This window comes from Paenibacillus terrigena DSM 21567, assembly GCF_000374845.1.
Lineage (GTDB): Bacteria > Bacillota > Bacilli > Paenibacillales > Paenibacillaceae > Paenibacillus_K > Paenibacillus_K terrigena.
The window spans coordinates 140,612-166,641 of record NZ_KB895421.1 but is presented as its reverse complement, the minus strand read 5'-3'; the positions used below and the strand labels follow the sequence as shown (position 1 = coordinate 166,641).

Genomic DNA, 26,030 nt, shown 5'->3' with positions numbered 1-26,030 from the left:
TAGAACGGCGAGAGTTGTCCCTTTATCTTATATTTTATTTATAATGATTATAAATTAATATTGATTTTAATTATCATCTGTCATACAATGTGGTTATGATTCTTGAATGGTTGTGACTACTATCATATTACATAAAGGGAGGCGTTTTTATGACCAAATTAACAACGAATCAAGGTGTTCCGATTGGCAATAATCAGAGTTCCAGGACGGCGGGGCAGCATGGACCGACTTTATTGGAGGATTATCAGCTGCTCGAGAAGCTCGCGCATTTTGACCGTGAACGGGTGCCGGAGCGGGTCGTTCATGCACGTGGTGCAGGGGCGCATGGCGTTTTCAAATTGACGAACAGTATGAAACGCTACACCAAAGCGGCATTTTTGCAAAATGAAAGCCAAGAGACACCTGTATTCGTTCGTTTCTCGACGGTCATTCATGGACTGCACTCCCCTGAGACACTGCGTGACCCGCGTGGGTTCGCGATCAAATTCTATACCGAAGAAGGGAACTATGACTTCGTCGGGAATAACTTACCGATCTTCTTCATTCGCGATGCGATGAAGTTCCCGGATATGGTCCATTCCTTGAAGCCGGATCCTCGTAACAATCTACAGACACCGGACCGCTATTGGGATTTCATGTCGCTAAGTCCAGAATCGACGAATATGCTCGTGCATGTATTCACCGACGAAGGAATCCCGGCGAGTTACCGCCATATGCGCGGATCCAGCGTCCATGCCTATAAGTGGATCAACGCTTACGGCAATACGGTCTACACGAAGCTGCGCTGGGTGCCGAAGCAAGGGGTTAAGAACTTGTCTGCCGAGGAAGCTGCGGAGATTCAGAGCAAGGACTTCAATCATGCGAGTCGCGATCTCTATGAAGCAATTGAGCGTGGGGAGTTCCCGGAATGGGATTTATATGTGCAAGTGCTGGATCCTGCGGACCTGGATAACTTCGACTTCAATCCACTGGATCCGACGAAGGATTGGTTCGAGGAAGATATTCCATATCAGCTCGTGGGGACGATGTCACTCAATAAGAACCCTGAGAATGTGTTCGCGGAGACTGAGCAAGTCGGATTCAACCCTGGCGTTGTTGTTCCAGGCATTGAGCCGTCGGAAGATAAGCTATTGCAAGGTCGATTGTTCTCCTATTCTGATACGCAGCGTTACCGGATTGGCACGAATTATTTGCAATTACCGGTTAACTGTCCGTTCGCGCAGGTGAATAATAATCAGCGGGATGGCGCGATGGCGCACGGCCAGCAGAAGGAGCATATTAACTATGAACCGAATCGCCACCAACATACGCCAAAAGAAGATCCAGCGTACAATGATGTTCCTTATCCGATCCAAGGCGAAGCGATGCGCAAAACAATTGAGAAGACGAATAACTTCGGTCAGGCCGGCCAAGTATGGAATCGGTATTCGGCTGCGGAGCAGGATGCTCTCGTGAAGAACTTAACGGCTGACTTGTCTTCGGTTACCGACCAGACCAAGCTGCTCGCCATCTGTAACTTCTATCGTGCTGATGCAGAGCTTGGCAAGCGATTGGCTCAAGGGTTGAAGGTGGATCTGACACCGTATCTCCAGCATATGCAATCATAACGATAAAGACCTCCATTCGCGCCAATGATGGCGCGGGTGGAGGTCTTCTTATGTTTGTCTATGAAATTAGACACATTACGAATATAAATGTCTTAAATTTTAGACACTAGCGTGTCTATAGCCCAAAACGTTTTAATTTATTGTACAACGTAGCCCGCGAAATCCCGAGCAGCTTCGCCATTTCAAGCTTATTGCCATTAACCTCCTCCAAGGCTTGCACCAGGAGATTCCGTTCGAATGCATCCATGGTCTCCTGATAAGCGTGAACGCTGAGATGAACGTCCATGGCTTGGGAAGAGTCAGCTGCAGAAGGTCGTGAGGCTTCTTGATAAATGGCACTCGGCAAATAATCCGATTTGATGATGCCATCCGTTGCGAAGATAACAAGCCGCTCGATCGTGTTTCGTAACTCGCGAATATTGCCAGGCCAGTCGTATTGCAGCAGACATTGAATCACCTCTGGCGGAAAATCTTGAATATGCCGCCCGTATACGAGGGAGAACTCATGCAGGAACGACTGGGTAAGTTCATAGATGTCTTCCTTGCGCTGCCGGAGCGGAGGAATCTCCATCGATAGGACGTTCAATCGATAATACAGATCCTCGCGGAATTTCCCTTCCGCAATCATCTTCTTCAGATCTCGATTCGTCGCGGCAATGACCCGGCAATCGGCGCTGCGCATTTGCGTCCCGCCGATCGGAAAATACTTCTTCTCTTGCAGCACGCGCAGCAGCTTCACCTGCATTTCGAGCGGCATTTCCCCGATCTCATCTAGGAAGAGTGTTCCGCCGTTCGCGAGCGCGATTTGCCCCTTCTTGCCGCGTGGATCAGCGCCGGAGAAGGCGCCTTTCTCGTATCCGAATAGTTCACTCTCGAATAACGCCGGGGGGATCGCGCCACAGTTAATCGCGATGAAGGGGGCATTATGATCTTCACGGGAATCATGGATGGCCTTAGCGAACAGCTCTTTTCCTGTACCGCTCTCACCTTGAATGAGTACGGTCGCCTTCGTCTGGCTGACCTTCCGCATCGTGTCGATGCAGCTCTTGATCGTACGGCTTGTGCCTTTGATCGGCGAGAATGGATCGGACGATGGACTGAGCATCTCCATCTCACGCTGAAGATGATGCATCTTGCTCGACATATGCAGCAGCTCCTGATGAAGCCGGATTTGGGCGGTAATGTCGGTCTCCGCAGCGACGGCACCGATAATCTCCCCGTCCAGCTTCACCGGATTTGCATTGATAAGCACGAACAAATCCTGGCGCGGTTGGTGCTGCATTTTATAGACAGACTCCCCGGTCTGAAGGGTCTTCAAGGATTGCAAGCGATCGACGGGAAAGAAGGCTGTCGCAGGCTTGCCGATAATATCTTGGCTCTGAATCGAGAAGATATGCTCTGCGCCTGCAGTCCACACAGCTACCTCTTGCGTCTCATTAATCAGCGTAATAGCCATGTCGGGATCAATCGTCGCAAGGGTCGTTCGATAATACGCGTCTAGAACACGATATGATTGCGTGATGGCTTGCAATAAATCGACAGCCGACACATAACCGACGACCTGACCTTCCGATTCCACAAGGAGATATGCCGAGTGCGTAAATCGAGTCATGGCCTCTTCCAGCGGAGTATCTATCGGAAGCGCTTCCACAGGAATCCTGATAAAAGATTGTTCATATGAATCGTTGTTGAGCCCATGCTGCGTTTTAAGATAGAAATATTGCGAGCCTGCTTGGGTAAATACAAGTCCATCGCCTTGGGTAGAGATATTTTCTATCGGCAGGGCCTCTATGCGATCGGTTGGTAGACATCTAAATTGGGTATTGATCAATTGTTCGAGACGCGGCAGATGATGCTTCAAATCGGTTGACCTCCCATATATGAGAACAAAGATTCTAATATATGGATTATACCTGATCTTCCGTCGCTTAGTTGAACATATTTTTGAGAACCATCATCAGATTTGCGGGCTTCTCGGCCAGTCGGCGCGTATAATACGGATACCACATCACGCCATACGGAACATAGCAGCGGATTCGGTAACCCTCTTGGGCGAGCTTGGCTTGCTCACTCATGCGTAGACCGTATAGCATTTGGAACTCAAAAGCGTCTTTGGAGATCCCATTTTGCTGAACATAGGTTTTGACCCAGCTGATCATGGTGTCGTCATGGGAGGCCACAGACGTATAGATGCCTTGATCGAGGTGCATTTGAATCATTTTTTTGAAATTCGTAATGACATCCGAAGCGTTCTGGTAGGCAACGGTACTCGGCTCCTTGTAGGCCCCTTTGACGAGACGCAGGCGGATGCCCTCCTGAATCATCGCTTCGACATCATTCAGAAAACGATAGAGATACGCTTGAATGACGGTACCGACATTCGTAAGCCCCTCGGCATGCAGGCGTCGAACGATATCAATCGTCGCTTGCGTGAATGGTGTATCTTCCATATCAATGCGGACAAAATTGTGATGCTTCGCAGATTCTGCGACAACAGCGCGTATATTTGCGTAACAGGTCTCTGGGTCGAGCGCGAGCCCCATCTGCGTCGGCTTCAACGAGACATTGGAATTCACACCGCGGTCCGCAATCCCTCGCACCAAACGCACATATTCTTCCCGATATCCCGCAGCTTCGTCCAAGTGACGAATGCCTTCTCCGAGGTGATCGAGGGTCGCCATAATCCCTTTTTGGTTCAGTGCCTCAATCTGCGTTAAGGCTTCAGCAAGCGTATCGCCTGCGATAAATTTACTCGCTAATTTCTTGCCGTATTTGAGCGACCAATGTTCAACGAGCCGATTGCCGGCAATCGTCAGTAGTGTTTTGCGATATAGTTCCGTACCGATGTCCATGGGTAGAATCCCCTCTCCAAATCATCATGTCATAGTAATGATGTAGCAATCATGAAAGAAGCAAGAAGGATGCCAAAACCGCATTTGATATAAAATATTTCTTTTTTAAGCAAGTTGGCACGGTAATTGCTAATACATTGGGATACAGGACGGTATTTATATTTCTTGTTATTTTACTCAGGGAGGATGAAAAGGGTATGCGCGTAGAATTTAAAAATGAGGTATTTACCAATTTCAAAGATGAACAGAACAATCTGGCTTATGATAAGGCATTGCAACAAGTGGAGGGTGAGCTTGGGCGTTCCTATGACCTCGTTATTGGGGGCAACAAAGTGACGACAGACCGCAAGGTGACGTCGGTCAATCCAGCCTCCACCGATCAAGTGATCGGGGTCGTATCGCAAGCGGATTGTGCGCTCGCGGAAGAAGCGATTCAGACGGCTGCCCGTGTATTCGAATCGTGGAAGCATACCGATCCGAATGAGCGGGCGCGGTATCTCTACAAGGCCGCTGCGATCATGCGCCGCCGCAAGCATGAATTCTCTGCATGGCTCACATTCGAGTCAGGCAAGACACGTGCCGAGGCCGATGCGGATACTGCAGAGGCGATTGACTTCATGGAGTTCTATGCGCGCGAAATGCAGCGCCTCAGTGCGCCTCAGCCGCTTACCATTATTGAAGAAGAGGAGAATGAACTCTATTATATTCCGCTTGGGGTCGGCATCGTCATTCCGCCGTGGAATTTCCCGCTTGCGATTATGGCGGGCATGACGACAGCAGCGCTCGTATCGGGAAATACCGTTGTATTGAAGCCGGCGAGTACGACACCTGTCATTGCAGCGAAATTCGTAGAACTGCTCGAAGAGGTGGGCCTGCCTGCTGGGGTTGTGAACTATCTACCGGGACCAGGTGGCGAGGTGGGCGATTACTTGGTGGATCATCCGCTTGCACGATTCATTAGCTTCACGGGTTCGCGTGACGTAGGACTTCGGATTAACGAACGCGCAGCGAAGACGGCACCAGGTCAGAAATGGATTAAACGCGTCATTGCGGAAATGGGCGGCAAAGATTCCATCGTGGTCGATAGCGATGCGGATCTGGATCTGGCTGCGGATGCCATTACTGCGTCTGCCTTCGGATTTTCTGGCCAGAAGTGTTCGGCGTGCTCTCGTGCGATTATTCATGCAGATGTATATGACGCAGTACTGGATAAAGTCGTTGAGCGTACGAAGCAGCTTGTGATGGGGAACCCAACGGACCGGATAACGAATGTCGGACCTGTCGTCGATGACAAGGCTTATCGTAAAATTCAAGAATATATCGAGATCGGCAAGCAAGAAGGACGCCTCGTATGGGGTGGCAACACAGGGGATCCGCAGGGGTACTTCATCGAGCCGACGATTTTTGCGGATGTCGACGCGGCGGCACGGATCTCACAGGAGGAGATCTTCGGACCCGTGGTTGCATTCACGAAGGCATCATCGTTTGATGAAGCGCTTCAATTCGCGAATAACACGGATTACGGTTTAACAGGTGCGGTCATTTCGCGCAATCGGGCACATCTGGAGAAGGCACGCCGTGAGTTTTTCGTCGGAAATTTATATTTTAACCGCAAATGTACAGGGGCACTTGTAGGCACGCATCCATTCGGCGGCTTCAATATGTCGGGAACGGATTCGAAAGCAGGCGGACGGGATTATCTGCTCTTGTTCACGCAAGCGAAGATGGTGTCAGAGAAGTTCTAAGAAGTTCATCAGCAAGAAATTCGATAGGGGGATGTTAAGATGCTAGGCTATCAGTTGGTTCAAGATCAGCGTCTGAAATTAGCGATGACACCGGAGCTCCAGCAATCCATGCATATCCTTACCCTATCGGGTCAAGAGCTGATGCAGTATGTGCAGGAACAAGTTATGCAGAATCCGGTGTTGGAACTGGAGGAACATAGGGGATCTGGGTATTCCCAGACCGTCAGGAGTACACATGCCAGAAGGATGGCATACGATTCGTTATGGCAAGCGCAGGCTGCTTCTGAATCCTTGGAGCAGTCTGTGCTTAGCCAATTACGGTTGCTCGAGCTAACGCCTGATGTTCGCCGAACGGCGGTCTACCTGACGGGCAACTTGAATGAAGATGGATATTTGGATATGGATTTAGCCGATGTGTGCTCTGTGCTACATGTCTCGATCGGCCTCGCTGAGGAAGCACTACGGCAGGTGCAATCGGTAGAGCCTGCGGGGATAGGTGGGCGGGACCTTAGGGAATGCTTATTACTTCAGATTGAGCGGGACTCGTCGTCTGCTCGCGGTGCGAGGGAGATCGTGGCGCACTATCTCGAGGATTTAGCGCATGGCCAATGGGGGGCGATTGCATCAAGTCTTCGGATGTCGAGGGCTCAGGTGAAGGCTGCTGCACAATATATTCAGCGTCTTCAGCCGCGTCCCGGCCAATCGATTGGGGCATCTATCGTGCCCTATGTGGTGCCGGATGCCATGGTGGAGCTGAAGACGGAAGGGTATATGCTGCACATGCATCCTTTCAGTTCGCCTCGATTGGCCGTCAGTGAGCTCTATCATGGATGGGCGGGGAACCAAGGATCAGCGGTAGTATCGGAAATATCCGATGCGTCTGCATTCTTACAGACTCGTATCAAATCGGCCGCGTGGGTCATCCGATGCGTGGCTCTGAGGCGGCAGACGCTGCAGCAAGTCATGCACGCGATCTTGGAGGAGCAGATCGATTTCCTAACCGCAGGTGTGAAGGGGATTCGACCGATGACCCTAGCGGTCATTGCGAGCCGACTGGGCATTCATGAATCCACGGTCAGCCGTGCAGTGAACGGCAAACATCTACAGACACCGCACGGGGTGTTTCCCTTGAAATATTTCTTCTCGTCAGGGCTGCCGACACGGGAGGGTATGGATACCTCTGCGCAGGCGGTTAAGGCTCGAATCAGAGCGATAATAGCCGGGGAGAACAAAGACCGCCCTCTTTCAGATCAGCATATTGCGGATCTCCTCACGAAGGAGGGGATTCAGATCTCACGGCGTACCGTCGCGAAATATCGGGATGGGATGCAACTATTAGCTGCGGGATATCGGAAAACGAAAATATAAGGTGGTTCTTTCTTGGTTGATGCGAGCCTCTCAGTCGCATAATAATGGGTGAAAGTACCAATGGATTGGGAGGATGTTGACGATGGATTTAGGACTTACCGGTAAATCCGTGTTCGTAGCAGCTGCGAGTAAAGGTCTCGGCCGAGCGAGCGCCTTGGAATTCACCAGAGAAGGGGCGAACGTAACGATCGCAAGTCGTGATCTCGCGCAGCTCCAGCAGGCACATGATGAGATTCTCGCGCAGACAGGCAGACAGGTCTTAATGGTGCAGATGGATGTATTAAATGCAGAGGATGTAAGTCGTGCGATTCAGACAGCCGTGGACACGCAAGGCGGGTTAGATGTACTCGTTACCAATGCAGGGGGTCCTCCGGGAGGACGCTTCACAGACATGGATGATGCGAAATGGATGCATGGTTTCGAATTGAATCTCCTAAGCACCATTCGCATGATCCGCGAAGCGCTCCCTCACTTGCAAGCTGCTGGCGGAGGGCGAATTGTGAATCTTGCTTCCACATCGGTGAAGCAGCCGATTGCGGGCCTCATCCTCTCGAATGTTTTCCGTGCCGGTGTACAAGCCTTAACGAAGACGCTGGCTTCCGAGTTCGCAAACGATAACATTCTGATTAATACCGTGGCGCCTGGACGTATTGCAACGGATCGGATCGCTGAGCTTGATGCGCTAATGGCAGCGAAGCTCGGATGTACGATGGAAGAAGTTCAGAACACGAACTTGAAAGATATTCCGCTGGGTCGTCTCGGTACGCCGGAGGAATTCGCACGGATTGTAGCCTTCTATGGTTCTTTTGCGAATAGCTATGTGACAGGCCAATCCCTGCTCGTCGACGGCGGCATGGTAAAGGCGATTTAGTATCCAGTCATGGGTACACAGAGAAATGGTTGAGTGGGATTAGCCTCCTGCTCAACCATTTTTTAATTCTATGCCGTCAAAAAACGAAAACGACCGCTCCCCGGTAAAATACCGGAAAACGGTCGCAGCATTGCCTGTTTATCGTTGTTCTTTATGGATCTTTTCTCTATGATACGCCTCAACACAGTCACGGCAGATACACGTCTTGCCTCGGAACTCGGGTGTAAGTTGCTCTCTTAACGCCATGGGCACCGATGTGTGGAAGCACCAGCAATCATCCGTTCCTGCTCGGTAGCCGCAGCGGTTGTCCTGCCCACAGAGCGGGCATAGATGGGGATCCACTTCGAATGCTTTATCATTCATAGGATGTTCCTCAGACTTATTTAGATTCTTGTTCATCAACGTTCAGCGAAGATGCGTCAATCCACGTGGAGGACCAATGGACGATTTCATTGAAAATCGGTGCTAGGGCATGCCCCATCGTTGTTAATGAATATTCAATACGAACGGGTGTCTCCGGATAGACGGCACGATTTACGATCCCATCGATCTCTAACTCTTTGAGCCGCTCAGATAAGAGTCTTCCGCTAATATTCGGCAGGGATGCCTCGATTTCGCTGAATCGCTTCGGTCCCGACAGGAGTTGGAAGACAATGAAGGAAACCCATCGTTTACTTAATATTTCGACAGCCTTTTCGAATCGCGGGCACAATGTCGGTTGATTCATTCCTATATTCACCTCACGCCCTATATTATAACGTACTCTGCATAGGAACACATAATTAAATTAAGAAGTTAACTTATCGTAACTCAACTTTCGCAATGGGGAAAATCTGCACAAAGTTGAGTTGTCACTAATGTGATTTTCGATATTGCGTTGGAGAGATGCCGTAATACGCTGTAAAATGTCTCGTAAAATGATGGATTGTTGAATAGCCGAGCGTCTCCGCAATATGAGTAACGGATCGATTGCTCTCTAACAAGGCTGCGGCGGCGCGCTGCATTTTGATGCGATTGACATAGGCTTTGGGCGGCAAGTCCGTCATTTTGCGGAATAAATCATGGAACTGGCTCTTCTGCAATCCGCACTGTGCTAACCAGGTCTCGTAGTTGTCTGGCTGCTCGACATGACGCTCCATACGTTCGATAATGCGCTGAATCCGAGGGTCGTACTCATGATGGGATCTAGAGATTCGGCAAACTTCCAGTAGAAATCCGTGCAGGAGATGCGTCGCGATCTGCCCGGCGTGTGGTTCTTCTTGATTGTGGGTTCAAACGAGTTGGATGGCGAGAAGAGTAGAGCGCGAGAATGCTACAAGTGCTTGAGTGATTTAAAGTCTGATTTAGTAGTCTCGTGATTGTGCCACTTCTTGTCATCGATTGACACACTTCTAACTAGTAACTATAATGGTTACAGGTGCACAAATTATGTTAGAAGTACAGGAGGTTGGTTACGATGACCGTGAAAATCCAAGTATATTCGGACTTTGTCTGTCCGTTCTGTTATTTAGGGAAGAAACCGTTCGAGGAAGCCATTCAGGGTAAGGACGTGGAGGTGGAATGGATGCCGTTCGAGCTTCGTCCAAGTGGGTCGCAACCGATTGATCCATGGAATGAACCGAGCAAGCTGCAGGGTTGGAATTCTTATATCTCGCCCATGGCGGAGAAATGGGGCGTAGATATGAAGCTGCCTCGCCTTTCGCCGCATCCCTATACGGGTCTTGCATTCGAAGGGTATCATTATGCGAAGGAACAGGGGAAAGGCAACGCCTATATGAACCGCGTGTTCACGGCATTCTATCAGGAAGAGTTGAATATCGGCGAGCTTGAAGTGTTGACGGAGCTTGCGAGCAGTATCGGGCTTGATGCGGAAAACTTCCGCGCGGCACTTACAAGCGGGAAGTATAAGTCCGTTCAGGATGAGGCTCGTCGTCATGCCTATGAAGAGGCTGCAGTTACCGCGGTGCCGACATTTATTATCGGCGGCCAACGCATTCAAGGGGTTACGAACCGCGAGTCCTTCGAGAAAGTGTTGAACGAAGAGCTTGCGAAGGATCAAGGCGGACTCACGATCATTCCAGGACTGCAATGTGATGTCGATGGATCTTGTTACGATCCTTCCTAATCCATCTGAGGAAAAAGAACCTTCAATCTCACGTTTTGAATGTGGATTGAAGGTTCTTTTGCATAGGATCGAATATTATTGGAGCATCTTCCGATGCACACTCTCTTGAATCATGTCATGAATTTCTTCGAGTTGGGCCTGATAAGCTTCTAAGGAAATACTCCCGTTTAAGAATCGTTGGTCGAGCTGTGACCTTAGCTGAGCCACCTGAATATCAACGACTTGATCGACTTCCATTTTATTATCATTAGCGATATCTGCCAGTGATTGCCCGCTGTAGAGCGCATCGTAGATTTGCTCTTCTGATTCTACGCCTAGTGCTTGTAGAAGATCATCGGCGTCTGAGCTGCTCGTTAAACCGTCTGTTGCTAATTTGTATGTGCTAGCGCTTGCACTCGCTTCATTGCTCCAGATGCTGCTGCTGCACGCAATGACGAAGGCCATGAAGCTTATCATTATAATCTTTTTAGGGTCCATTTTTGAATTCCTTTCTTATTCCAACCATTAGTAGGGGTATTCGTTATTCTCTTGGTATGTTACGGCTAGGCTTTAGATAAGTTTCGTATTTGATACTTGTACTATAAATTAGTAACCTTAATGCCAGATGAAAAAGAGTTAAAAGTTCGATGAAGATATGTCAAAACAGCCGCTGCAGAACTTCACTGCGCGGCTATTTGGCGAGGATGCTTATTGCTTGCGATCCGCTCTTGCTTGCTTATCATCTCTGCTATCAGCCAGCTTATCGCCGAATTGATCCATTCGGGATGGAGATGCTGCTGGGCCGTCGTTCTTCGGTTTGCTGTTTCTGCCTGCCATGTTCATCACCTCCCTCGTGTTATCATCATCCATCAGGGATAGATTCATGCATTGTCTCAGAATACCCGAAGGCTCAGGTCGAAATATGTAGAAAAACTACCAAAAAGCTGAAAACAAAGCTATACAGCCAATGAAGAATTGTTTAGCTTAATAAATGATGCAGTTAAATTTATCCATAGGGGGGATGATTAATGATGAAGAGGATTTCGACAAATGTTAAGCTGTTGATTATACTTGCTGTCGCTGTGACCGCGTTTGTCATACGACAGTATTTAGTAATTCCCGGCAATATTCTGCTATTGATCAGCTTTGCAGGACTAGCCTTCGTGGCTTGGGTTCCGAAGGGGACACATGATGATGCGGCCTACGCTGTTCAAGTGATCAAGACCAAGGATTTGAGGCAGAGTGAAGCGCTTCAGCAGTTCGGTGAACGCAGACCAGATCTATCCTATATCATTGAACAATTTCGAGGCGCCATTTCCGGCTTTCAAACATCTATCCACGAAATCACGAAGCTAACGACGGTTGTCATTGATACCGCGGGAGAGTCCGCTGAACAATCCAAGGCCATGACGGATGTGAATTTTGCGGTGTCCCAAGGGGCTCAGCAGCAAGCGGTGGATGCAGAGAGCGGTATGCATTCGACGACAGAGCTTGCAGCGCAGTTCGAGCAGGTATTACAGGCCATATCGATTATGGAAGATGGCGTGGATCGATTGTGTGAATTGAAGGATCATGGGAATGCGAATGTCCATAAGACCCTAGAATCCAGCAGTATGACGAGGGATGAATTAACGATTACGATTGAGCGTGTTGCGAAATTAATGGATCACGCGAAAGAAGTGCATCAGATCACAGATGCGATTACGGGCATCGCGTCGCAGACGAATTTGCTCTCGCTGAATGCTTCGATTGAGGCGGCGAGGGTCGGTACAGCGGGAAGCGGGTTCGCCGTGGTCGCAAGTGAAATACGGAAATTGTCGGATCAGAGCTTCGCATCCGCGGCGGAAATCGGCAGAATTATTCAGTCGATTACGACAGAGATTGCGTCGGTCGTCGAATCGATCCGCTCTGCATCCGACAAGTTCGAAATTCAGCAGCAGACTATCCAAGACGTTAGCGCGACATTTGATGAGATTACAACGAATGTGACCGATCTTGTCACATATCAGGATAAAATTCTAGCGCACATGGCTGTATTGAATCATACGAAGAATCATATTGTCGATTCCATCACGAATATCGCCGCTGTAGCGCAGGAATCAGCAGCATCGACGGAGGAGGCTGCATCCCTGAGCATGCAGCAGAGTCAATCGAATGAAATTTTGTTCGACTTGGCGACATCTTTACAAAGCATTGTTGGTCGTATGGGGGAATCCGTTGAAGCGTATCAAGTGGACAATACGGAGCTTCGCTCGAAGCGGGTAGCCTTCGTCAGTAATCTGCCAGAGGGGCATCCATTTACGGTTCAGATGATCAATAATGCAAGAAAAACAGCAAGCAAATACGGATTGGATTTTGTCGTTCGTTACCAAGATGGCCATGGGGGCCGCACGCAAGAGGAAGTCATCCAAGATTTGGCTCAAGCAGGACTTGATTACTTAATTCTCATCCCAGTAGACCAATCTTCAATCCGGCCAGTAATCAATACTTTACAGGAGCAGCAGATCCGAACGATCTGTGTCGATACCGATGTGCCTGACAGTCGGCGGGCAAGCTTCATTGGTACGGATGATTATGAAGCAGGCTGTGAAATGGGGCGACTTATTGCCAAAGTCCTTCATGGGGAAGGGAACGTTGTGCTGAGTACCATTAACGATCGCCAAGAGAATTTGAAGCTTCGAATGCAAGGTATTCGCGATGAGCTTGCGAAATCACTGAATATTGCAATTGTAGGTGTTCAGAGCGGGTATCCTGTACATGACGAACGGCTTGCAGATTTCGAGCGTCTAGTGAAGAAGAGTGGCGGATTCGATCTTGCAGCAGGTGTGGATGGAGATTTTGGAAAGATCATGGCTCTTTATACGCAGCGCCATCCATCGGAGCATCAGAAATTCATTGGCTTCGATAATAATCCAGATAACATTGCTTATGTGAAGCAGGGGATTCTGGATGCGGTTATATCGCAGCGCCAGAACTTATTCGGCGAGATGGCTGTCAAGAAATTCTACGATATGGATGCTGGTAAACACCCTGGAGAATCTGAGTTGATGGGCACCTATGTGATCAATAAAGCCAATGTAAATGTACTTAAGGGTTAGGTGCTCATGCCGATTGATGCATTTCAAATACAATTGTTAACGTTCTGAGTCTATTTTGTGTCTAAACCTTGAAGGATTTTATTGCCATTGTGACAGAATTGTGATTAAATATAATTATCTCATTATTAAAACGCTTCCAATCTTCGGGCACAGCCTCTCGGCGATTGGCATGAGACGGTTGTGACAATCACGAGGAGGTTATTTACATGGCAAATAAATCCTTATCAGAGAAATCTATGGACATCTTGAAGGAGAAACGGAAGCGCTCGATGATCATCGCTATTTCGTTCTTTACCTTTGCCTTATTGGAAGGCTATATTGGAACGGTATTGACGGCAGCGAGCGGCGTGACAGCACAGATCTCGATGCTTGGTGTGATGGGCGTTATGTTAGCGCTTGGTCTTGTGTTTGAGTTTAGATCTATTATCATTCACAGAGTCATTCAGCGTCGTGTAGGCCAAGAACAACAATAAGAAGACAATCAAGAGATGAACGATACGAGGACTTGAACTGGAAGGTGCACCGGATCATCGGCTGCCCCAGGGCAAGTCCTTTTTGTTAGGAGCAGCAGCCTACAATCGACCATAAGTCGTCGATGCGGGTTGCTGCTCTATATTATTTTACGGGGATCTGGGATTTGGCTCTGGAGAGAATGTCACTGATCTTTTGCTCATAGGTAATGATTTTCTGTTGATGCGCGTTGATGTCGCGAATAATGGTGGTTAGCGAGGTTAGCGCATCGATCGATCGCTTCGCATCGGTGACCTTGACGGCATCAGTGAGGTTACGCGAAGCGGTAGGGATTTGTTTCTTGAGGGAGCTCAAAATACTCTTCTCCGCTCGGATTTGCACCTTGATCGGGTCCATATCCTTAAGTGTACTGCGAACTTTTTTCACCGTCTCAGCTGTCTTGCTCTTCCATGCCCGTAAGGCTTCCTCTTTCGCTCGAATATCTGCGCGTGCGAGTTGAACAGCGGCTTTCATGCTATCCGCTTGAATACGGAGCAAGGCATTCAGATCTTTGTTCTTCAGTGCTCTGGCGGCTTGAATCCGATCGTTCAAGGTAGTGTACGATTGGAAGAGGGGCTGATATTTCGCTTTGGTCTGTGTGACGAGCTGTTCCAATCGACTTCGCTCGGCTGAGCCGATCTGTTGAATTTGTTTACTTAAGCTCGGCAACGTCTCTTCATTCTGGGTATGGAGCGATAGAATACGTTCGTTCCATTGATCCTCCGATTTCAGAAGCGCGGTTAAGTCGCCTTGTAAGCTGGATAGACGTGCGGATTGCGTCTTGTCTGCAGCTGCATTCGTCTTATCAAGTGCGGATTGGGTAGATACAGGTATGGTGTAAGAAGCGGCTTGGGCTGCAGTTGGGGCTATTGCAGCGGTTATTAAGGATAGTGTCGTACATAAGGCGATTATTTTCTGTCTCATGGAAATGGATATCCTCCTTCATGGTAACCCGACAGCAGACAACACAAAAAGCACCTGCGCGAGAACGGCTGCGTTGCAGCGATCTCACGAGGTGCTTCCTTCGTAAGTGTGGGTTTATGATATTTTTCCAAATATACCCTAATTATTATGGGTAGTCAAGCTTACACCGGCATCATGAGCGTGGATATCGCGATTCGATTCCAGGCATTGATCGTAATAATCGCCATAATGATATCGGCGAGCTCCTTCTGACTGTAATGCTCCGCTGCTTCTTGATAGACATCATCCGGCACATGATTGTCGGTAATGACCGTGATGGCTTCGGTTAGTGCAAGTACACTACGCTCCTGCGGAGTGTAATAAGGTGCTTCGCGCCATGCGGAGAGCAGGTAAATGCGCTGTTCCGTCTCTCCGATCTTGCGTGCGTCTTTGGTATGCATCTCGAGACAGAAGGCGCAGCCGTTGATTTGGGAGGCGCGAATTTTGATAAGCTCTAATAATTTCTTATCGATCGTCGATGCGTGCAGGTATTGCTCCAACCCCAGCATTGCTTGGTAACCTTGCGGGTTTACGGCATTCATTTGCATTCTTTGTTCCATGTGGGAATCCCTCCATTTGTATATCGTTAAGCTTGTTTTCAGCTTCTCATAGATATAGACAAAATAGGATTCGCATTTGTGACATTAGAGAATATCGAAATGCGAAATTTTTTCTGGATTGCGAATGAGATAGATGGATTGTGCCTTCTGATGCGATGAATCCAGCTGGAAAGCAATAATGGAATAAATATTCTCGCCAATGTGAGTCAAGATACCATAATGGCCATTCACACGAATGAGGTGTTGCTGATAGGAAGCGTTTCTCTTGGTATGAATACCATGCAGAAAGGCGAATATTCGTTCTTGACCATAAATCGGGTTGATCGCAGCCCGGACACGTCCCCCGCCATCGCTGAACAGAATGGCATCCTCGGTAATCATCGAGACGAAATGCTGGAAATCTCCGGTTCGAGATGCCTCGATGAAGCTCAGCGAGAGCCGCTCGGAGAGATCGGCTTTGGCCTTGGTATCGGTCAGTTCAGGCTGCAGCTTCTTCTGTGCCCGACTGAAAATCTGACGGCAATTGATCGCCGTCTTGTTCAGCAGCTCTCCGATCTCTTGATAGCTGTAATCGAGCGTCTCCCGCAGCATGAAGACTGCACGCTCCACAGGCGTAAGATGCTCCATCAGTACGAGTAGGGCATATGAGATATTTTCGCGCTGCATGAAGCTATCATCCGGGCGTTCCTCAATGCTCGACACCTGCGGCTCTGGCAGCCAAGGGCCGACATAGACTTCGCGCTGCTTACGGGCGCTCCTCAGGAAGTTGATGCAGCGATTGGTGACCATTTTGATGAGATAGGCTTTCTCATTCCGAATTTCGCTATCTGGAGATTGTGCATAGGCAATGAAGAGGTCTTGTACGATGTCCTCCGCTTCGGTAACCGATCCAAGCATCCGGTAGGCCATGGATTGAAGCAGGGGTTTATAAATGGTGTACAACGTTTCAAGTTTCGGTTCCATACGATCTCCTTCGTACCTAATAGATACCTCTATTGTAAATTATTCCGGGTGGTCAGTTCCACAGCATGCTAATAAATCGTTCTTTTGCTTGGAAATGGTATATTTATGTTAAAATAATGGAATGCACGCCTAAATTATAATCGCCTGGAGATGAGAGAAGATATGACAGACTTATTCGCTGCCATTCAGCATAGACGTAGTATCGGGAAAGTGAAACAGGATGCAGTGCCACAGGAACAAATCGAGCGATTGCTGGAAGCAGCAATCTGGGCACCGAACCATCGGCGTACTGAGCCATGGAAGTTCTTCGTCATGGAAGGAGAAGGTCGGCGCGTACTTGGACGAGCTTATGCAGATATAGCACTATCCCAAGTGAGCGGGCTGTCTGCGGAAGATGAAGCCGACCAGCGGAGTAACCATGAGAAGAAGGCCTTCCGTTCTCCCATCGTTATTGCCGTGGCGGTATCGCCTGCAGAGGATGCGAACGTAACGGAGATCGAAGAGTATGCAGCGGTACATGCGGCCGTGCAGAATATGCTGCTCGCTGCACATGCACTCGGACTTGGCGCGGTCTGGCGGACCGGGGACCCGATGTATCATCCGATCATGCAGGAAGCCTTCGGACTAAGCGGACGGGAGCAGCTCGTAGGCATGATCTACGTGGGGTATCCTGATATGGAAGCGCCGCAGAGCAAGCGTATCCCAGCAGCAGAGAAGACCGTATGGCTTCGCTAAGCCATGATTTGTATAGCAAAGAGCACCTTATCATGTGATAGGGTGCTCTTTTGCTAGGTGTATGTGTAATAATGGTTACTTGGTCGTCTGAAGTCCTCTCAGAGCTTTAAGTATCAATTCATTGCATTTCTCGCGTTCATCGTAGAATAGGCCGTGCCCGCTCTTCTCGAAAGGCACGAGGACCGAGCCTGGAATGCCCTTGTGTGTCGCTAGTGCGAGCGTATAAGGGCAGATCCTGTCTTTGACGCCGTGCAGGAGCGTTGTCGGAACGAGGATCTTGTTAAGGTCTTGCCGTAAGTCTTCATCCCGGAGTGATTCTGCTACAGCTATGGTGCCGTGACTGGATGCTTGCAGTCCAAGTAGCTGGAACCAGCTGCGGAAACTCTCCGTGATCGGACTGAAGAAGAACTTCTGGCCGAAATCTTCGATCATCTGCGGGCGGTTGACCGTTGTCTGCTCGATCAGCGCATCGACATCATTGACCGTATTGCCATAAGGAAAGTCTGGCCGTTTCGTGAAGCTTGGCGAAGCAGCACCGAGTAGAATAAGCTGTGCGACCTTGCGACCGGAATGACGAGCCATGTAGCGAATGGCTATTGCACCGCCCACCGAGAAGCCGATTAGTCGAACGCGCTCCAGTTGGAGAGCATCGATGACGGTACGCACATCATCGGATAGCCGGTCATACGAATAACCGTACCAAGGTTTGTCGGATTGACCGAACCCGCGAATATCGATACTGATACAGCGATATCCATACTTCGGCAGCATGGATGTCTGATATTCGAACATCTGGTGGTTCACCGGCCACCCATGAATGAGAACGATGGGTTCGCCGGATCCGACATCTTCGACATATATTTTTACACGGGGCTCCACTTCGACAAAATAACCCAAATTCGATCCGCTCCTTCACACGAAGTGATTAAGGCAATCTCCAGTAACCTCATCTAAAATCGTATGAAATGGAGTAGCGTTCTTATTCCAATGTTTTGAGTTCAGCTCGTACACGGTCAATATGTTCTGCGTCCATGGTCTTGCCGACCGTGTTCAACATTAAGAAATACCGCAGGGTCTGTTCCCGCGTCATGTCTTTCACTTCAGCGAACACAATCGGGTAGTTCATGAAATGATTCTGCTCTCTGGAGGTAAGATCACTGTATTTCTTGCCGTTCCATGCAAAACGGTCTTCATAGTAGGCCATCAGTGTCATCAAGCGCTGTTTGCCGTCTATAATTTCATAGCCCTGTCCCGATCGTACCCATGTCTTCGGATCCCGTTGAATCACGGAGAATTTGCCGATATCGACATTACTGAATACGGAGTCAATCAGGCGAACCTTGTCCTCGAGCTCCCAGACATAATCCCGTTGGTAATCGGGGTCTAGATTCATGCCGAAATTGTATACGCGTTGGAGAAGTTCGGATAACATGCGGAATGTAAATCGAACATTCATGTCCGTATTGCGAATGATCGTGTCCGATGTCTCAGGGATCGGCTTCCGAACATCCAGCCAGCCATAATAATTACGCGTATGCTCATGGTGGATCGGATTTCCATAGTTCTTATCGATATACGTATAGTCGATGAGATAGATTTTACCATCATGGAGCACCTCTGTAACAACAGCATCTTGCAGATTTCCGACGCGGACAGGGTCTCCTGGTCTGAATACATACGTGGGCTCCGAAGTATGCTTTAATTTCTCTTCGAGCTCTTCAAGCTTGCGTTGCAATTGCCCAGGCTTCATGATCATGTGCAAGCACCTCCAAAAGTTGGAATTTAATTGGCAGACTTATTTCAAATTGTAACAGTTATATGTGCGAAATAGGGTAGGTAATTTATTACAAGGACTGAAAACCCTTGGTACTACGCAAAATAAGGTGAGTGTATAGATGATCCGAAAACACTAAAATAGTATCAAATTTGATAATAATTATCCAATTGAATCCAATTTTAGTTGAGTGTTTTTAGCGTAAAAAGGAGTCGATTTTCATTGTTATCGGGAACACAAAAAAGGCGCTTCTGAAGATCAATACATGTCTTCTGAAATCGCCTTTGGTACTGCCGGATAGATTTGAAAAATTAGACCTTGTAACCCTCAAAATCGACTTGCTCGCCACGGATTCGCGCCTCATGGTGATTCGGACCGTGAATAGTAAGCTGCAGCTCCTCGTTGTATCGTGTATGGTACTGGACTTGCAGGACCCCATCCGCTACCGCTGAGAATACGGGTGCGTTCGCCTGCATCGCTTCGATAAAGAGCTCGAAGCTCTCCATCCCTAATTGCATGGCTTCCTCTACAGCCATCGCTTCAATGACGACGCCATTCCAGCGGCCTTCGCTTCTCACCGAAAGTCGGTCTTCCAGTTCCTCATATTGATAAGGCTGCATGAGGTGTACAGCGACATATACATTCTCTACAAGACCATAGAGCGCGGATGGCTCTGCCTGCCAGGTACCCTTGGGTAGCACGCCGACAATGTAGTCGAAAGGAGAGGTCTCTGGAATGGAATAGAGTGACATGACCGTATTCCGATGGTAAAGGGTATGCGCGTACTCGCTGTGATGTCTTGGATCTCCTGCATGATACCCGTCACCGGGATGGAAGAAATAAGCTTGATTGATACTATGTTCATTGACCAGCGGGATCGTAATATCCCAGCGATGCTGCTCATTATCGAACTCGGTGTACCGCTCCCACATGCCACCAGCAGCATAGTGCTCCGTAATATAGGCATAGGAATGGAGATGGACAGGTCCCGTCGATTTCAATCGCGTAATGCGCTGTCTCACTTCCGTCGGCTCCGACCGATCTAATGCGGTCTGACGTGCTTCCCCGGGCGCTTCGTAGAACAAGAAGCCGGCGTATTCGGTGCGAGGCATGGCCTCAGGGAGTATGAAGTCACCGTATTGCACGTAATCGAGCAGCACGTTGCTGTCGCGAGGGACGTCATGCCACCCGCCGCGGGCATGGGCGCCGACCCAGGTTCCCTTCAGGTAATATTGCGATCGTTGGCGCCACAGTGCATCAAGTAGACGGCTGAGGTCCTGCCGAATCGAGTCGTTCTGCTCTAATGTGTAGGCGCAAGTATAGGCCTGAACCCAATGCCAGAACCACGGCAGGCTGCCGTACTCCCACATGCCAAGCGTGTGAATGCGGTCTAGCGTAAGCTTCAAGCTATCATGGCCGTCTTGAATGAGGGCTGTATCTTGGAATTTATGACCGAATATGAGTTTGGCGGAAGTGAATTTGGCCTCATGATGGCCATACTGTTCCATCGGTTTGCGATAGAAGTTGCCCTGATAAATATGTAGAAATGCTGTAGCAAAAGCCGTGCGCAACAGATCGCTGAACGCAGATTGATATTGCGAATCGAAATAGACCATCAGGCTGCCCATGATCTCGACAGGTAAAGGGTGCGGCTTTGCTTCGCTCGGAACAGGGTCCAGACTCATCGGCCAGTGACCGTAGGTAGAGCTGCTCGGATCCTGATCTTGCAGCTGAAGCACCTGCAGCAGAATGGATGTTGCAAGGGCTTTCATTTCATTCCGGTCAAAAGAGACAGGAATCGTTGAGTCGGCCGCTGCAGCGAATAAATAGGAAGCATAATAGAAATTATCGCGTATGTCGTGATGGAACCAGAGTCCGTTTGGTAGAACCGGCTGCTGGCTTGCAGAGTTTGCAATGCGTGTGACGATCTCTCGTTGCCGGAAATGATAAGGAGTCATGAAGGATGCCTCTTCCTTTCAGGTTCGATAGTGGGATCTTCGTTATTCGGATTTCTCACGCTCTAAGCGACGTGCTTCGATCGTACGGTTGAAGCGTGCCAGACTTTCGCCGAATTGTCGGCATTCATCTTCGTTCCAGTCCTCGAGCAGCTTCGCGTAGAATTCCTCACGCGCCTTCGCAAAGGTATGCAGCTCGCTACGCCCAAATTCGGTAATCTGCAGTAATTTGACACGTGCATCACTTGGGTCGGATAGACGTTCGACGAACCCTTTCCCTTCGAGTGCAGCGGTCTGCCGGCTTGCGGTCGAGATGTCTAGATGTAGCGCATCTGCAAGCGATTTAATGGCAAGCGGGCCTTCATCCAGCAGTAGACGCAGCAATAAATACGTGGAGCGATCAATTTCTTTATGATTCAGATAAGCAATGCGGATCGCCTCTGCACGACGACCGAAAATAGCAATTTCACGTTCAATGATGCTGAATAGGTTTTCCATAAGCGTTGACTCCATTCAACTCGCAATTTTCATATAGTTTTAGAGGTTGTTCAAAAAATCATCATTTGATCACGAAGTCATTCAAGAAGCATAGTCGACATCGAATCTTGCGTTCACCTTCGAATAGTTTACACTTACGAAGTATGTTTCCTTCGGAAACATTTCAGGTACTCATTTAGGTTTCGCCTAAACTACGTTCCTCTGAAAGTTTTTCGAAGAAAAACTCGCTACGAAAGCATTATCCCGGGGTTCTCACAACCTGAGCTTGCGCTTACGATGTAAGTTTTCTACGAAAACTTTCAGGTGCTAAAATGCCGACTTTTTGAACACGCACTTTTAGCTTAATATTGAAAGATGCTATATGCAAGTTTTTTCAATTTAGAAAGGCTTATTTTCTCGGCAAAAAGCCCGTTAACCTCATTGACAGCCTACGTTTGCTTCGCATATTTAAGACCGGTATCTCGGCTTCTATAAAACTTGCTGGAGAACCATCTGCCGCTGACCCCAGCTTTCGTCTTGTCGGATCGCGATGAGCGCGGACTATTGATCGATGTCGAAATTCCGGAACGATTGACGGCTGGCGTGTTTTTTATATCGCCAGATCGACTTTTTTACACATTTGTAGAACCGATGGTCAAATAATGCGAAATAATCCAACATCCCCAATGAGACGGCTTGTTCTCCGCATATACAATTGATTTCATATTAAAAATGGTTGGTGATATTTTGTGTTCCTTGGTATAAAATGGGTCAATATAGATCGCATTTTATTCAATCGGGGGGTACGTGAGAATGAGGTTTAGCATAACTAGAAAAATAATCATCAGTTTTCTCATCGTAGCGGTTTTGTTGGTGAGCTCAGGTGGATTTCTATTAATGAACTTGAGTCGCATGGACAAATCGTATACGACATTATTGCATCGAGACACCCAGATTTTGTCAAACGTTGAACGCATATCAACATATACGGCACAGCATACGAGCAGCCTTCAACAGTTCCTGCTTACCAATGATGAACAGAATATTCAAGAAATGAAGCAAGCTAGTCAGGGTGAAATTCAACTTATCTACGGCACACTGCAGTTGATGGAGAAGGATGAGGATAAGCAGCTGATGAATCAATTGGTTGCTCTGAGTCGTGACTTCAATCTGAAGGCTGAGAACATTATTAATGAGGCAGCGACAGATCGGCAGGGGGCGGTGAAGGACGCGACAGCTAATCTTCTCCCTGTCGGTAAACAGATGGAGAGGGTTACCAATCAGATCGCTAAGAAACAAGAAGAAGTATTGAAGCAGAGTACTGCTCAGAATTCGTCGATGGTCGCGGATTTGAAGCTATTAAGCTATGGTACGATCGGTCTTGCGCTTCTCCTCGCCATCATCATCGGATACATGTTGTCACGATTGATCAGCAGACCACTCGTGAAAATTTCGCGATCGGCGCAGAACATTGCAAATGGAGACTTAACCGACCCCGATATTCAGGTTCGGAATCGCGATGAAATTGGCGACCTTGCACAATCCTTCAATCAGATGAGCCGTAATCTTCGTCATCTCCTTACCGAGATCTCTGAAGGTGCTGAGCATGTGGCGGCTTCTTCCCAGGAACTCGCGGCAGGCGCGGAGCAGACCAATCGTTCTACAGAGCAGATTGCAGTATCCATTACGCGTGTAGCGGAAGGCACGGATCACCAAGTACAGAATGTGGCCGTCTGTGTACAAGCCATGCAGGAATTGACGGTGGGTGCGCAGCAGATTTCCGACAATGCACAGCAAGTGGCTGATGCGGTCGTCGTGACGCGTGAGAAGTCGGAGGAAGGCAATCAGTCCATCCAGGCAGCGATTGCACAAATGCAATCGATTGAGCAGACGATTGATGGGTTATTCCAGATCATTGTTGAGCTGGGTGATCGTTCGAAACATATTAACAAGATGGTTGAGTTCATTACCAGTATCGCGAAGCAGACGAATTTGTTAGCTCTGAATGCAGCCATAGAGTCTGCGCGTGCAGGGGAACATGGCAAAGGGTTTGCTGTGGTTGCGCAAGAGATTCGGTTGCTCGCTGAGCAATCATCGCAATCGGCGATGCAGATTACGGAGCTGATCTCGAAGATTCAGAGTGATTCAGCATCGACGGTTCAATCGTGCCAAGTGGGACGTGAGGAGATTCAAGAGGGTATCCGAATTGTGAATCTCGCAGGGGGAGCTTTCGGCCATATTCAGACAGCGATTCTTCGGGTGTCCGATGAAATACAGCTTGCGTCGAGCAGTATTGAGCAAATGAATGTGAATACGGCCCAAGTTGTGAAGTCCATGGATGCCATTTCTGAGATGACAGAGCGTTCTGCATCGGAATCGCAGACGGTTACGGGGGCTGTGGAAGAGCAGCTGGCTTCAATGGAAGAGTTCGCCTCCTTCGTGGATTCGCTCTCGAAGAGAGCGGAGCAACTTCAGGCTCAGACGTCAAAGTTCACAATTTAGGACATTTGACCGATATATAATATGAGACAGACATGACGTTCGAACTGGCATGGAAAAGCTCGAATCGTTGTGTCTTTTTTTGTCGTTAATTGTAGATATTTGTAAAACTTTAATGGATTATGCTGGAATGTTGGAGGAAATCCAGCTATAATTACTTGGAAAAATAGACCATAGACCATTGGACTGGAAGGAGAGAAAAGATGAGATTCAGCATTCGGAAGAAATTAATATGTAGTTTCCTGGCGGTGGTGGCCATCCTTATCATCTCAGGCATCATTCTTTTCAACAGCTTGACCAAGATGGATCATTCGTACCAGGACCTACTCGAACGGAGGGTTGAAATCCTGCTGGGCGCTTCGAATATATCTAAGAGCACGATTTCGCAGACTAGCGGACTACGCGATTATTTGCTCTCCGATACGGAGGAGTCTTTAACGCGATTTAAGCAGGTAAATGATCTGCAATTGAAGCAATTAGAAGCGCTCGGGAAGATGGTGAACCGGGAGGACGATAAGAAGACGATCGCCAAATTGGCTGAATTAAGCAAATCGTTCGCAGAGAAGTCCGATACGGTCATCGCCTTATCCAAGACGGATATTGTTGCCGCGGTGAAGCAAGCGGCGAACAATGTCATTCCCATTGGCCGTGAGATGGAATATGAAGCGGATAAGCTGGCAAAGGCGCAGCAGCAGCTGCTTGACGAAGGCAGTAAGGAGAATTCAAAATATGCGAACGGCTTGAAGCTGATGAACCTGATCGTGATTGTGGTTACCTCGATTCTAGCTATTGTGATTGGATATGCGGTATCCGTTCTTATTAGTCGACCGCTGAGAAGAATCTCGCAATCGGCATCTCTGATCGCAGATGGTGATTTGACGGAGCCGGAATTAGCCATTAAGAATCGCGATGAAATTGGTGACCTCGCGATTTCCTTCAATCGTATGAAGAACAATCTGCATCAGTTGCTCAAAGAAATTCATGCAGGAGCTGAACACGTGGCAGCTTCTTCCGAAGAATTGAACGCAGGATCCGTGCAGACCAGTCAAGCGACCGTGCAAATTTCGTCCTCGATTCAGCGTGTTGCAGAAGGGACAGAGCATCAGGTGCAGAGCGTATCCGAGTGTGTTCAAGCTGTCTACGAGATGTCGGAAGGCGTGAAGCAGATCAATGCGAATGCCCAGAGCGTATCTAATGTGGTCATCGCAACGGCAGAGAAATCTGTCGAAGGGAACACAGCGATTCAATCCGCAGTTCAGCAGATGCAGTCAATTAACCATACGATGGAAGATCTATCTCGCGTTATCACAGGTCTGACGAATCGTTCCAAAGATATCGGAGAAATCGTACAGATCATCACGGAAATTGCGAGACAGACGAATTTGCTTGCACTTAATGCTGCCATTGAATCGGCAAGAGCAGGGGAGCACGGCAAAGGGTTTGCTGTGGTTGCGAATGAAGTGCGTAATCTAGCCGAGCAATCGGCACAATCGGCACAGCAGATTACCGAGCTTGTCACGGTGATCCAGAAAGAGTCGAAGACGACCCAGCAATCCGTTGAGATTGGTAGAAAAGAAGTTGCAGAGGGCATCCGTACGGTTAACCAAGCGGGCGAAGCGTTCGAACATATTCATCATTCGATCAATCAAGTATCCGATGAAATTCAGAACGTATCCGCGAGTGTTCAGCAAATGTCTGTGAACACGGAACAAGTGGTAGGCTCGATTAACTCAATCTCACAAGCGGCTGAAGTAGCGGTTGCAGAATCGCAGACGGTATCGGCAGCGACGCAAGAACAGCTAGCTTCGATGGAAGAGATCAGCACGTCGGCAGGCTCGCTGTCCACGATGGCAGAGCAATTGCAAGCCCAAGTTGGGAAATTCAAAATCTAGTAGACGAATAGAAAATAACCCGGCCTGTTTCAAGGCCGGGTTATTTTAGATTTCGAG

The 26,030-nt window shown here is 48.6% G+C and carries 25 protein-coding genes; 11 read left to right on the top strand and 14 right to left on the bottom strand.

Translation table 11 applies throughout. The features are described from left to right. Positions 1–149: 149 nt before the first annotated feature. Positions 150–1,607: a catalase gene (locus tag C558_RS0123695; protein ID WP_018758802.1), complete on the top strand. Its 1,458-nt coding sequence runs from the start codon at positions 150–152 to the stop codon at positions 1,605–1,607. Between the two features lie 115 nt (positions 1,608–1,722). Here the strand turns inward: C558_RS0123695 and C558_RS0123690 are convergent, their stop codons facing one another. Next, positions 1,723–3,468 carry a sigma-54-dependent Fis family transcriptional regulator gene (locus C558_RS0123690; RefSeq protein WP_018758801.1) on the bottom strand — a complete coding sequence of 582 codons (1,746 nt, stop codon included), beginning with the start codon at positions 3,466–3,468 and terminating at the stop codon, positions 1,723–1,725. Positions 3,469–3,535: 67 nt separating this feature from the next. Continuing rightward, on the bottom strand, positions 3,536–4,459 hold the full coding sequence (locus C558_RS0123685) for a proline dehydrogenase family protein (RefSeq protein WP_018758800.1): 924 nt from the start codon (positions 4,457–4,459) through the stop codon (positions 3,536–3,538). A 197-nt stretch (positions 4,460–4,656) separates the two neighbouring features. Between C558_RS0123685 and pruA the strand changes: the two genes are divergently transcribed. From pruA to C558_RS0123670, 3 genes are all read left to right on the top strand, one after another. Beyond that, positions 4,657–6,204, top strand: a complete 1,548-nt coding sequence (gene pruA, locus C558_RS0123680; protein ID WP_018758799.1) for an L-glutamate gamma-semialdehyde dehydrogenase — start codon at positions 4,657–4,659, stop codon at positions 6,202–6,204. A gap of 39 nt (positions 6,205–6,243) precedes the next feature. Beyond that, positions 6,244–7,572, top strand: coding sequence for an RNA polymerase factor sigma-54 (rpoN, locus tag C558_RS0123675; protein ID WP_018758798.1), 1,329 nt, complete (start codon positions 6,244–6,246; stop codon positions 7,570–7,572). 82 nt (positions 7,573–7,654) lie between these two features. Continuing rightward, positions 7,655–8,443 carry an SDR family oxidoreductase gene (locus tag C558_RS0123670; RefSeq protein WP_018758797.1) on the top strand — a complete coding sequence of 263 codons (789 nt, stop codon included), beginning with the start codon at positions 7,655–7,657 and terminating at the stop codon, positions 8,441–8,443. Positions 8,444–8,581: 138 nt separating this feature from the next. On the opposite strand, the gene C558_RS33320 is transcribed toward C558_RS0123670, so the two are convergent. From C558_RS33320 to C558_RS0123660, 3 genes are all read right to left on the bottom strand, one after another. Next, complete coding sequence (locus C558_RS33320) at positions 8,582–8,806, bottom strand: cysteine-rich CWC family protein (RefSeq protein WP_083927255.1); 225 nt, start codon at positions 8,804–8,806, stop codon at positions 8,582–8,584. Positions 8,807–8,822: 16 nt separating this feature from the next. Continuing rightward, on the bottom strand, positions 8,823–9,170 hold the full coding sequence (gene catR, locus C558_RS0123665) for a catDE operon transcriptional regulator CatR (protein WP_018758796.1): 348 nt from the start codon (positions 9,168–9,170) through the stop codon (positions 8,823–8,825). A gap of 127 nt (positions 9,171–9,297) precedes the next feature. Further along, positions 9,298–9,582 (bottom strand): helix-turn-helix transcriptional regulator, encoded by a 285-nt coding sequence (locus tag C558_RS0123660; RefSeq protein ID WP_018758795.1) that lies wholly within the window; start codon positions 9,580–9,582, stop codon positions 9,298–9,300. Between the two features lie 317 nt (positions 9,583–9,899). Between C558_RS0123660 and C558_RS0123655 the strand changes: the two genes are divergently transcribed. Continuing rightward, complete coding sequence (locus C558_RS0123655; RefSeq protein WP_018758794.1) at positions 9,900–10,568, top strand: DsbA family oxidoreductase; 669 nt, start codon at positions 9,900–9,902, stop codon at positions 10,566–10,568. A 75-nt stretch (positions 10,569–10,643) separates the two neighbouring features. Here the strand turns inward: C558_RS0123655 and C558_RS0123650 are convergent, their stop codons facing one another. Both C558_RS0123650 and C558_RS35020 read right to left on the bottom strand, forming a co-directional pair. Next, complete coding sequence (locus C558_RS0123650; RefSeq protein ID WP_156826243.1) at positions 10,644–11,024, bottom strand: hypothetical protein; 381 nt, start codon at positions 11,022–11,024, stop codon at positions 10,644–10,646. A gap of 231 nt (positions 11,025–11,255) precedes the next feature. Continuing rightward, entirely contained in the window at positions 11,256–11,384 is a 129-nt protein-coding gene (locus C558_RS35020; RefSeq protein WP_018758792.1) for a hypothetical protein, read from the bottom strand. A gap of 191 nt (positions 11,385–11,575) precedes the next feature. Between C558_RS35020 and C558_RS0123640 the strand changes: the two genes are divergently transcribed. Both C558_RS0123640 and C558_RS0123635 read left to right on the top strand, forming a co-directional pair. Then, positions 11,576–13,645: a substrate-binding domain-containing protein gene (locus C558_RS0123640; RefSeq protein WP_018758791.1), complete on the top strand. Its 2,070-nt coding sequence runs from the start codon at positions 11,576–11,578 to the stop codon at positions 13,643–13,645. Between the two features lie 206 nt (positions 13,646–13,851). After that, complete coding sequence (locus C558_RS0123635; RefSeq protein WP_018758790.1) at positions 13,852–14,118, top strand: hypothetical protein; 267 nt, start codon at positions 13,852–13,854, stop codon at positions 14,116–14,118. Positions 14,119–14,260: 142 nt separating this feature from the next. On the opposite strand, the gene C558_RS31785 is transcribed toward C558_RS0123635, so the two are convergent. The 3 genes from C558_RS31785 to C558_RS0123620 form a co-directional block, all read right to left on the bottom strand. Continuing rightward, positions 14,261–15,079: a hypothetical protein gene (locus tag C558_RS31785; RefSeq protein ID WP_018758789.1), complete on the bottom strand. Its 819-nt coding sequence runs from the start codon at positions 15,077–15,079 to the stop codon at positions 14,261–14,263. Positions 15,080–15,240: 161 nt separating this feature from the next. Beyond that, positions 15,241–15,678: a carboxymuconolactone decarboxylase family protein gene (locus C558_RS0123625; protein ID WP_018758788.1), complete on the bottom strand. Its 438-nt coding sequence runs from the start codon at positions 15,676–15,678 to the stop codon at positions 15,241–15,243. 84 nt (positions 15,679–15,762) lie between these two features. Beyond that, entirely contained in the window at positions 15,763–16,641 is an 879-nt protein-coding gene (locus C558_RS0123620) for an RNA polymerase sigma-70 factor (RefSeq protein ID WP_018758787.1), read from the bottom strand. A 162-nt stretch (positions 16,642–16,803) separates the two neighbouring features. Here C558_RS0123620 and C558_RS0123615 point away from each other — a divergent pair, with 162 nt between their 5' ends. Then, the gene (locus C558_RS0123615) at positions 16,804–17,376 is read left to right on the top strand and encodes a nitroreductase family protein (RefSeq protein ID WP_018758786.1); all 573 of its coding nucleotides are present in this window, start codon (positions 16,804–16,806) and stop codon (positions 17,374–17,376) included. A 75-nt stretch (positions 17,377–17,451) separates the two neighbouring features. On the opposite strand, the gene C558_RS0123610 is transcribed toward C558_RS0123615, so the two are convergent. The 4 genes from C558_RS0123610 to C558_RS0123595 all read right to left on the bottom strand — a co-directional run bounded on the left by C558_RS0123610 (position 17,452) and on the right by C558_RS0123595 (position 21,603). Then, the gene (locus C558_RS0123610; RefSeq protein ID WP_018758785.1) at positions 17,452–18,273 is read right to left on the bottom strand and encodes an alpha/beta fold hydrolase; all 822 of its coding nucleotides are present in this window, start codon (positions 18,271–18,273) and stop codon (positions 17,452–17,454) included. Positions 18,274–18,355: 82 nt separating this feature from the next. Next, the gene (locus C558_RS0123605) at positions 18,356–19,132 is read right to left on the bottom strand and encodes a DUF262 domain-containing protein (RefSeq protein ID WP_018758784.1); all 777 of its coding nucleotides are present in this window, start codon (positions 19,130–19,132) and stop codon (positions 18,356–18,358) included. Between the two features lie 329 nt (positions 19,133–19,461). Then, the gene (locus tag C558_RS31780; RefSeq protein WP_018758783.1) at positions 19,462–21,108 is read right to left on the bottom strand and encodes a hypothetical protein; all 1,647 of its coding nucleotides are present in this window, start codon (positions 21,106–21,108) and stop codon (positions 19,462–19,464) included. 42 nt (positions 21,109–21,150) lie between these two features. Further along, a complete protein-coding gene (locus tag C558_RS0123595) occupies positions 21,151–21,603 on the bottom strand; it encodes a MarR family winged helix-turn-helix transcriptional regulator (RefSeq protein ID WP_018758782.1) in 453 nt (150 codons plus the stop codon). A gap of 477 nt (positions 21,604–22,080) precedes the next feature. Here C558_RS0123595 and C558_RS33965 point away from each other — a divergent pair, with 477 nt between their 5' ends. From C558_RS33965 to C558_RS0123585, 3 genes are all read left to right on the top strand, one after another. Next, entirely contained in the window at positions 22,081–22,245 is a 165-nt protein-coding gene (locus C558_RS33965) for a hypothetical protein (protein WP_156826242.1), read from the top strand. A 150-nt stretch (positions 22,246–22,395) separates the two neighbouring features. Beyond that, complete coding sequence (locus C558_RS0123590) at positions 22,396–24,084, top strand: methyl-accepting chemotaxis protein (protein ID WP_026264101.1); 1,689 nt, start codon at positions 22,396–22,398, stop codon at positions 24,082–24,084. 200 nt (positions 24,085–24,284) lie between these two features. Continuing rightward, a complete protein-coding gene (locus C558_RS0123585) occupies positions 24,285–25,973 on the top strand; it encodes a methyl-accepting chemotaxis protein (RefSeq protein WP_018758780.1) in 1,689 nt (562 codons plus the stop codon). The last annotated feature ends 57 nt before the right edge of the window (positions 25,974–26,030 follow it).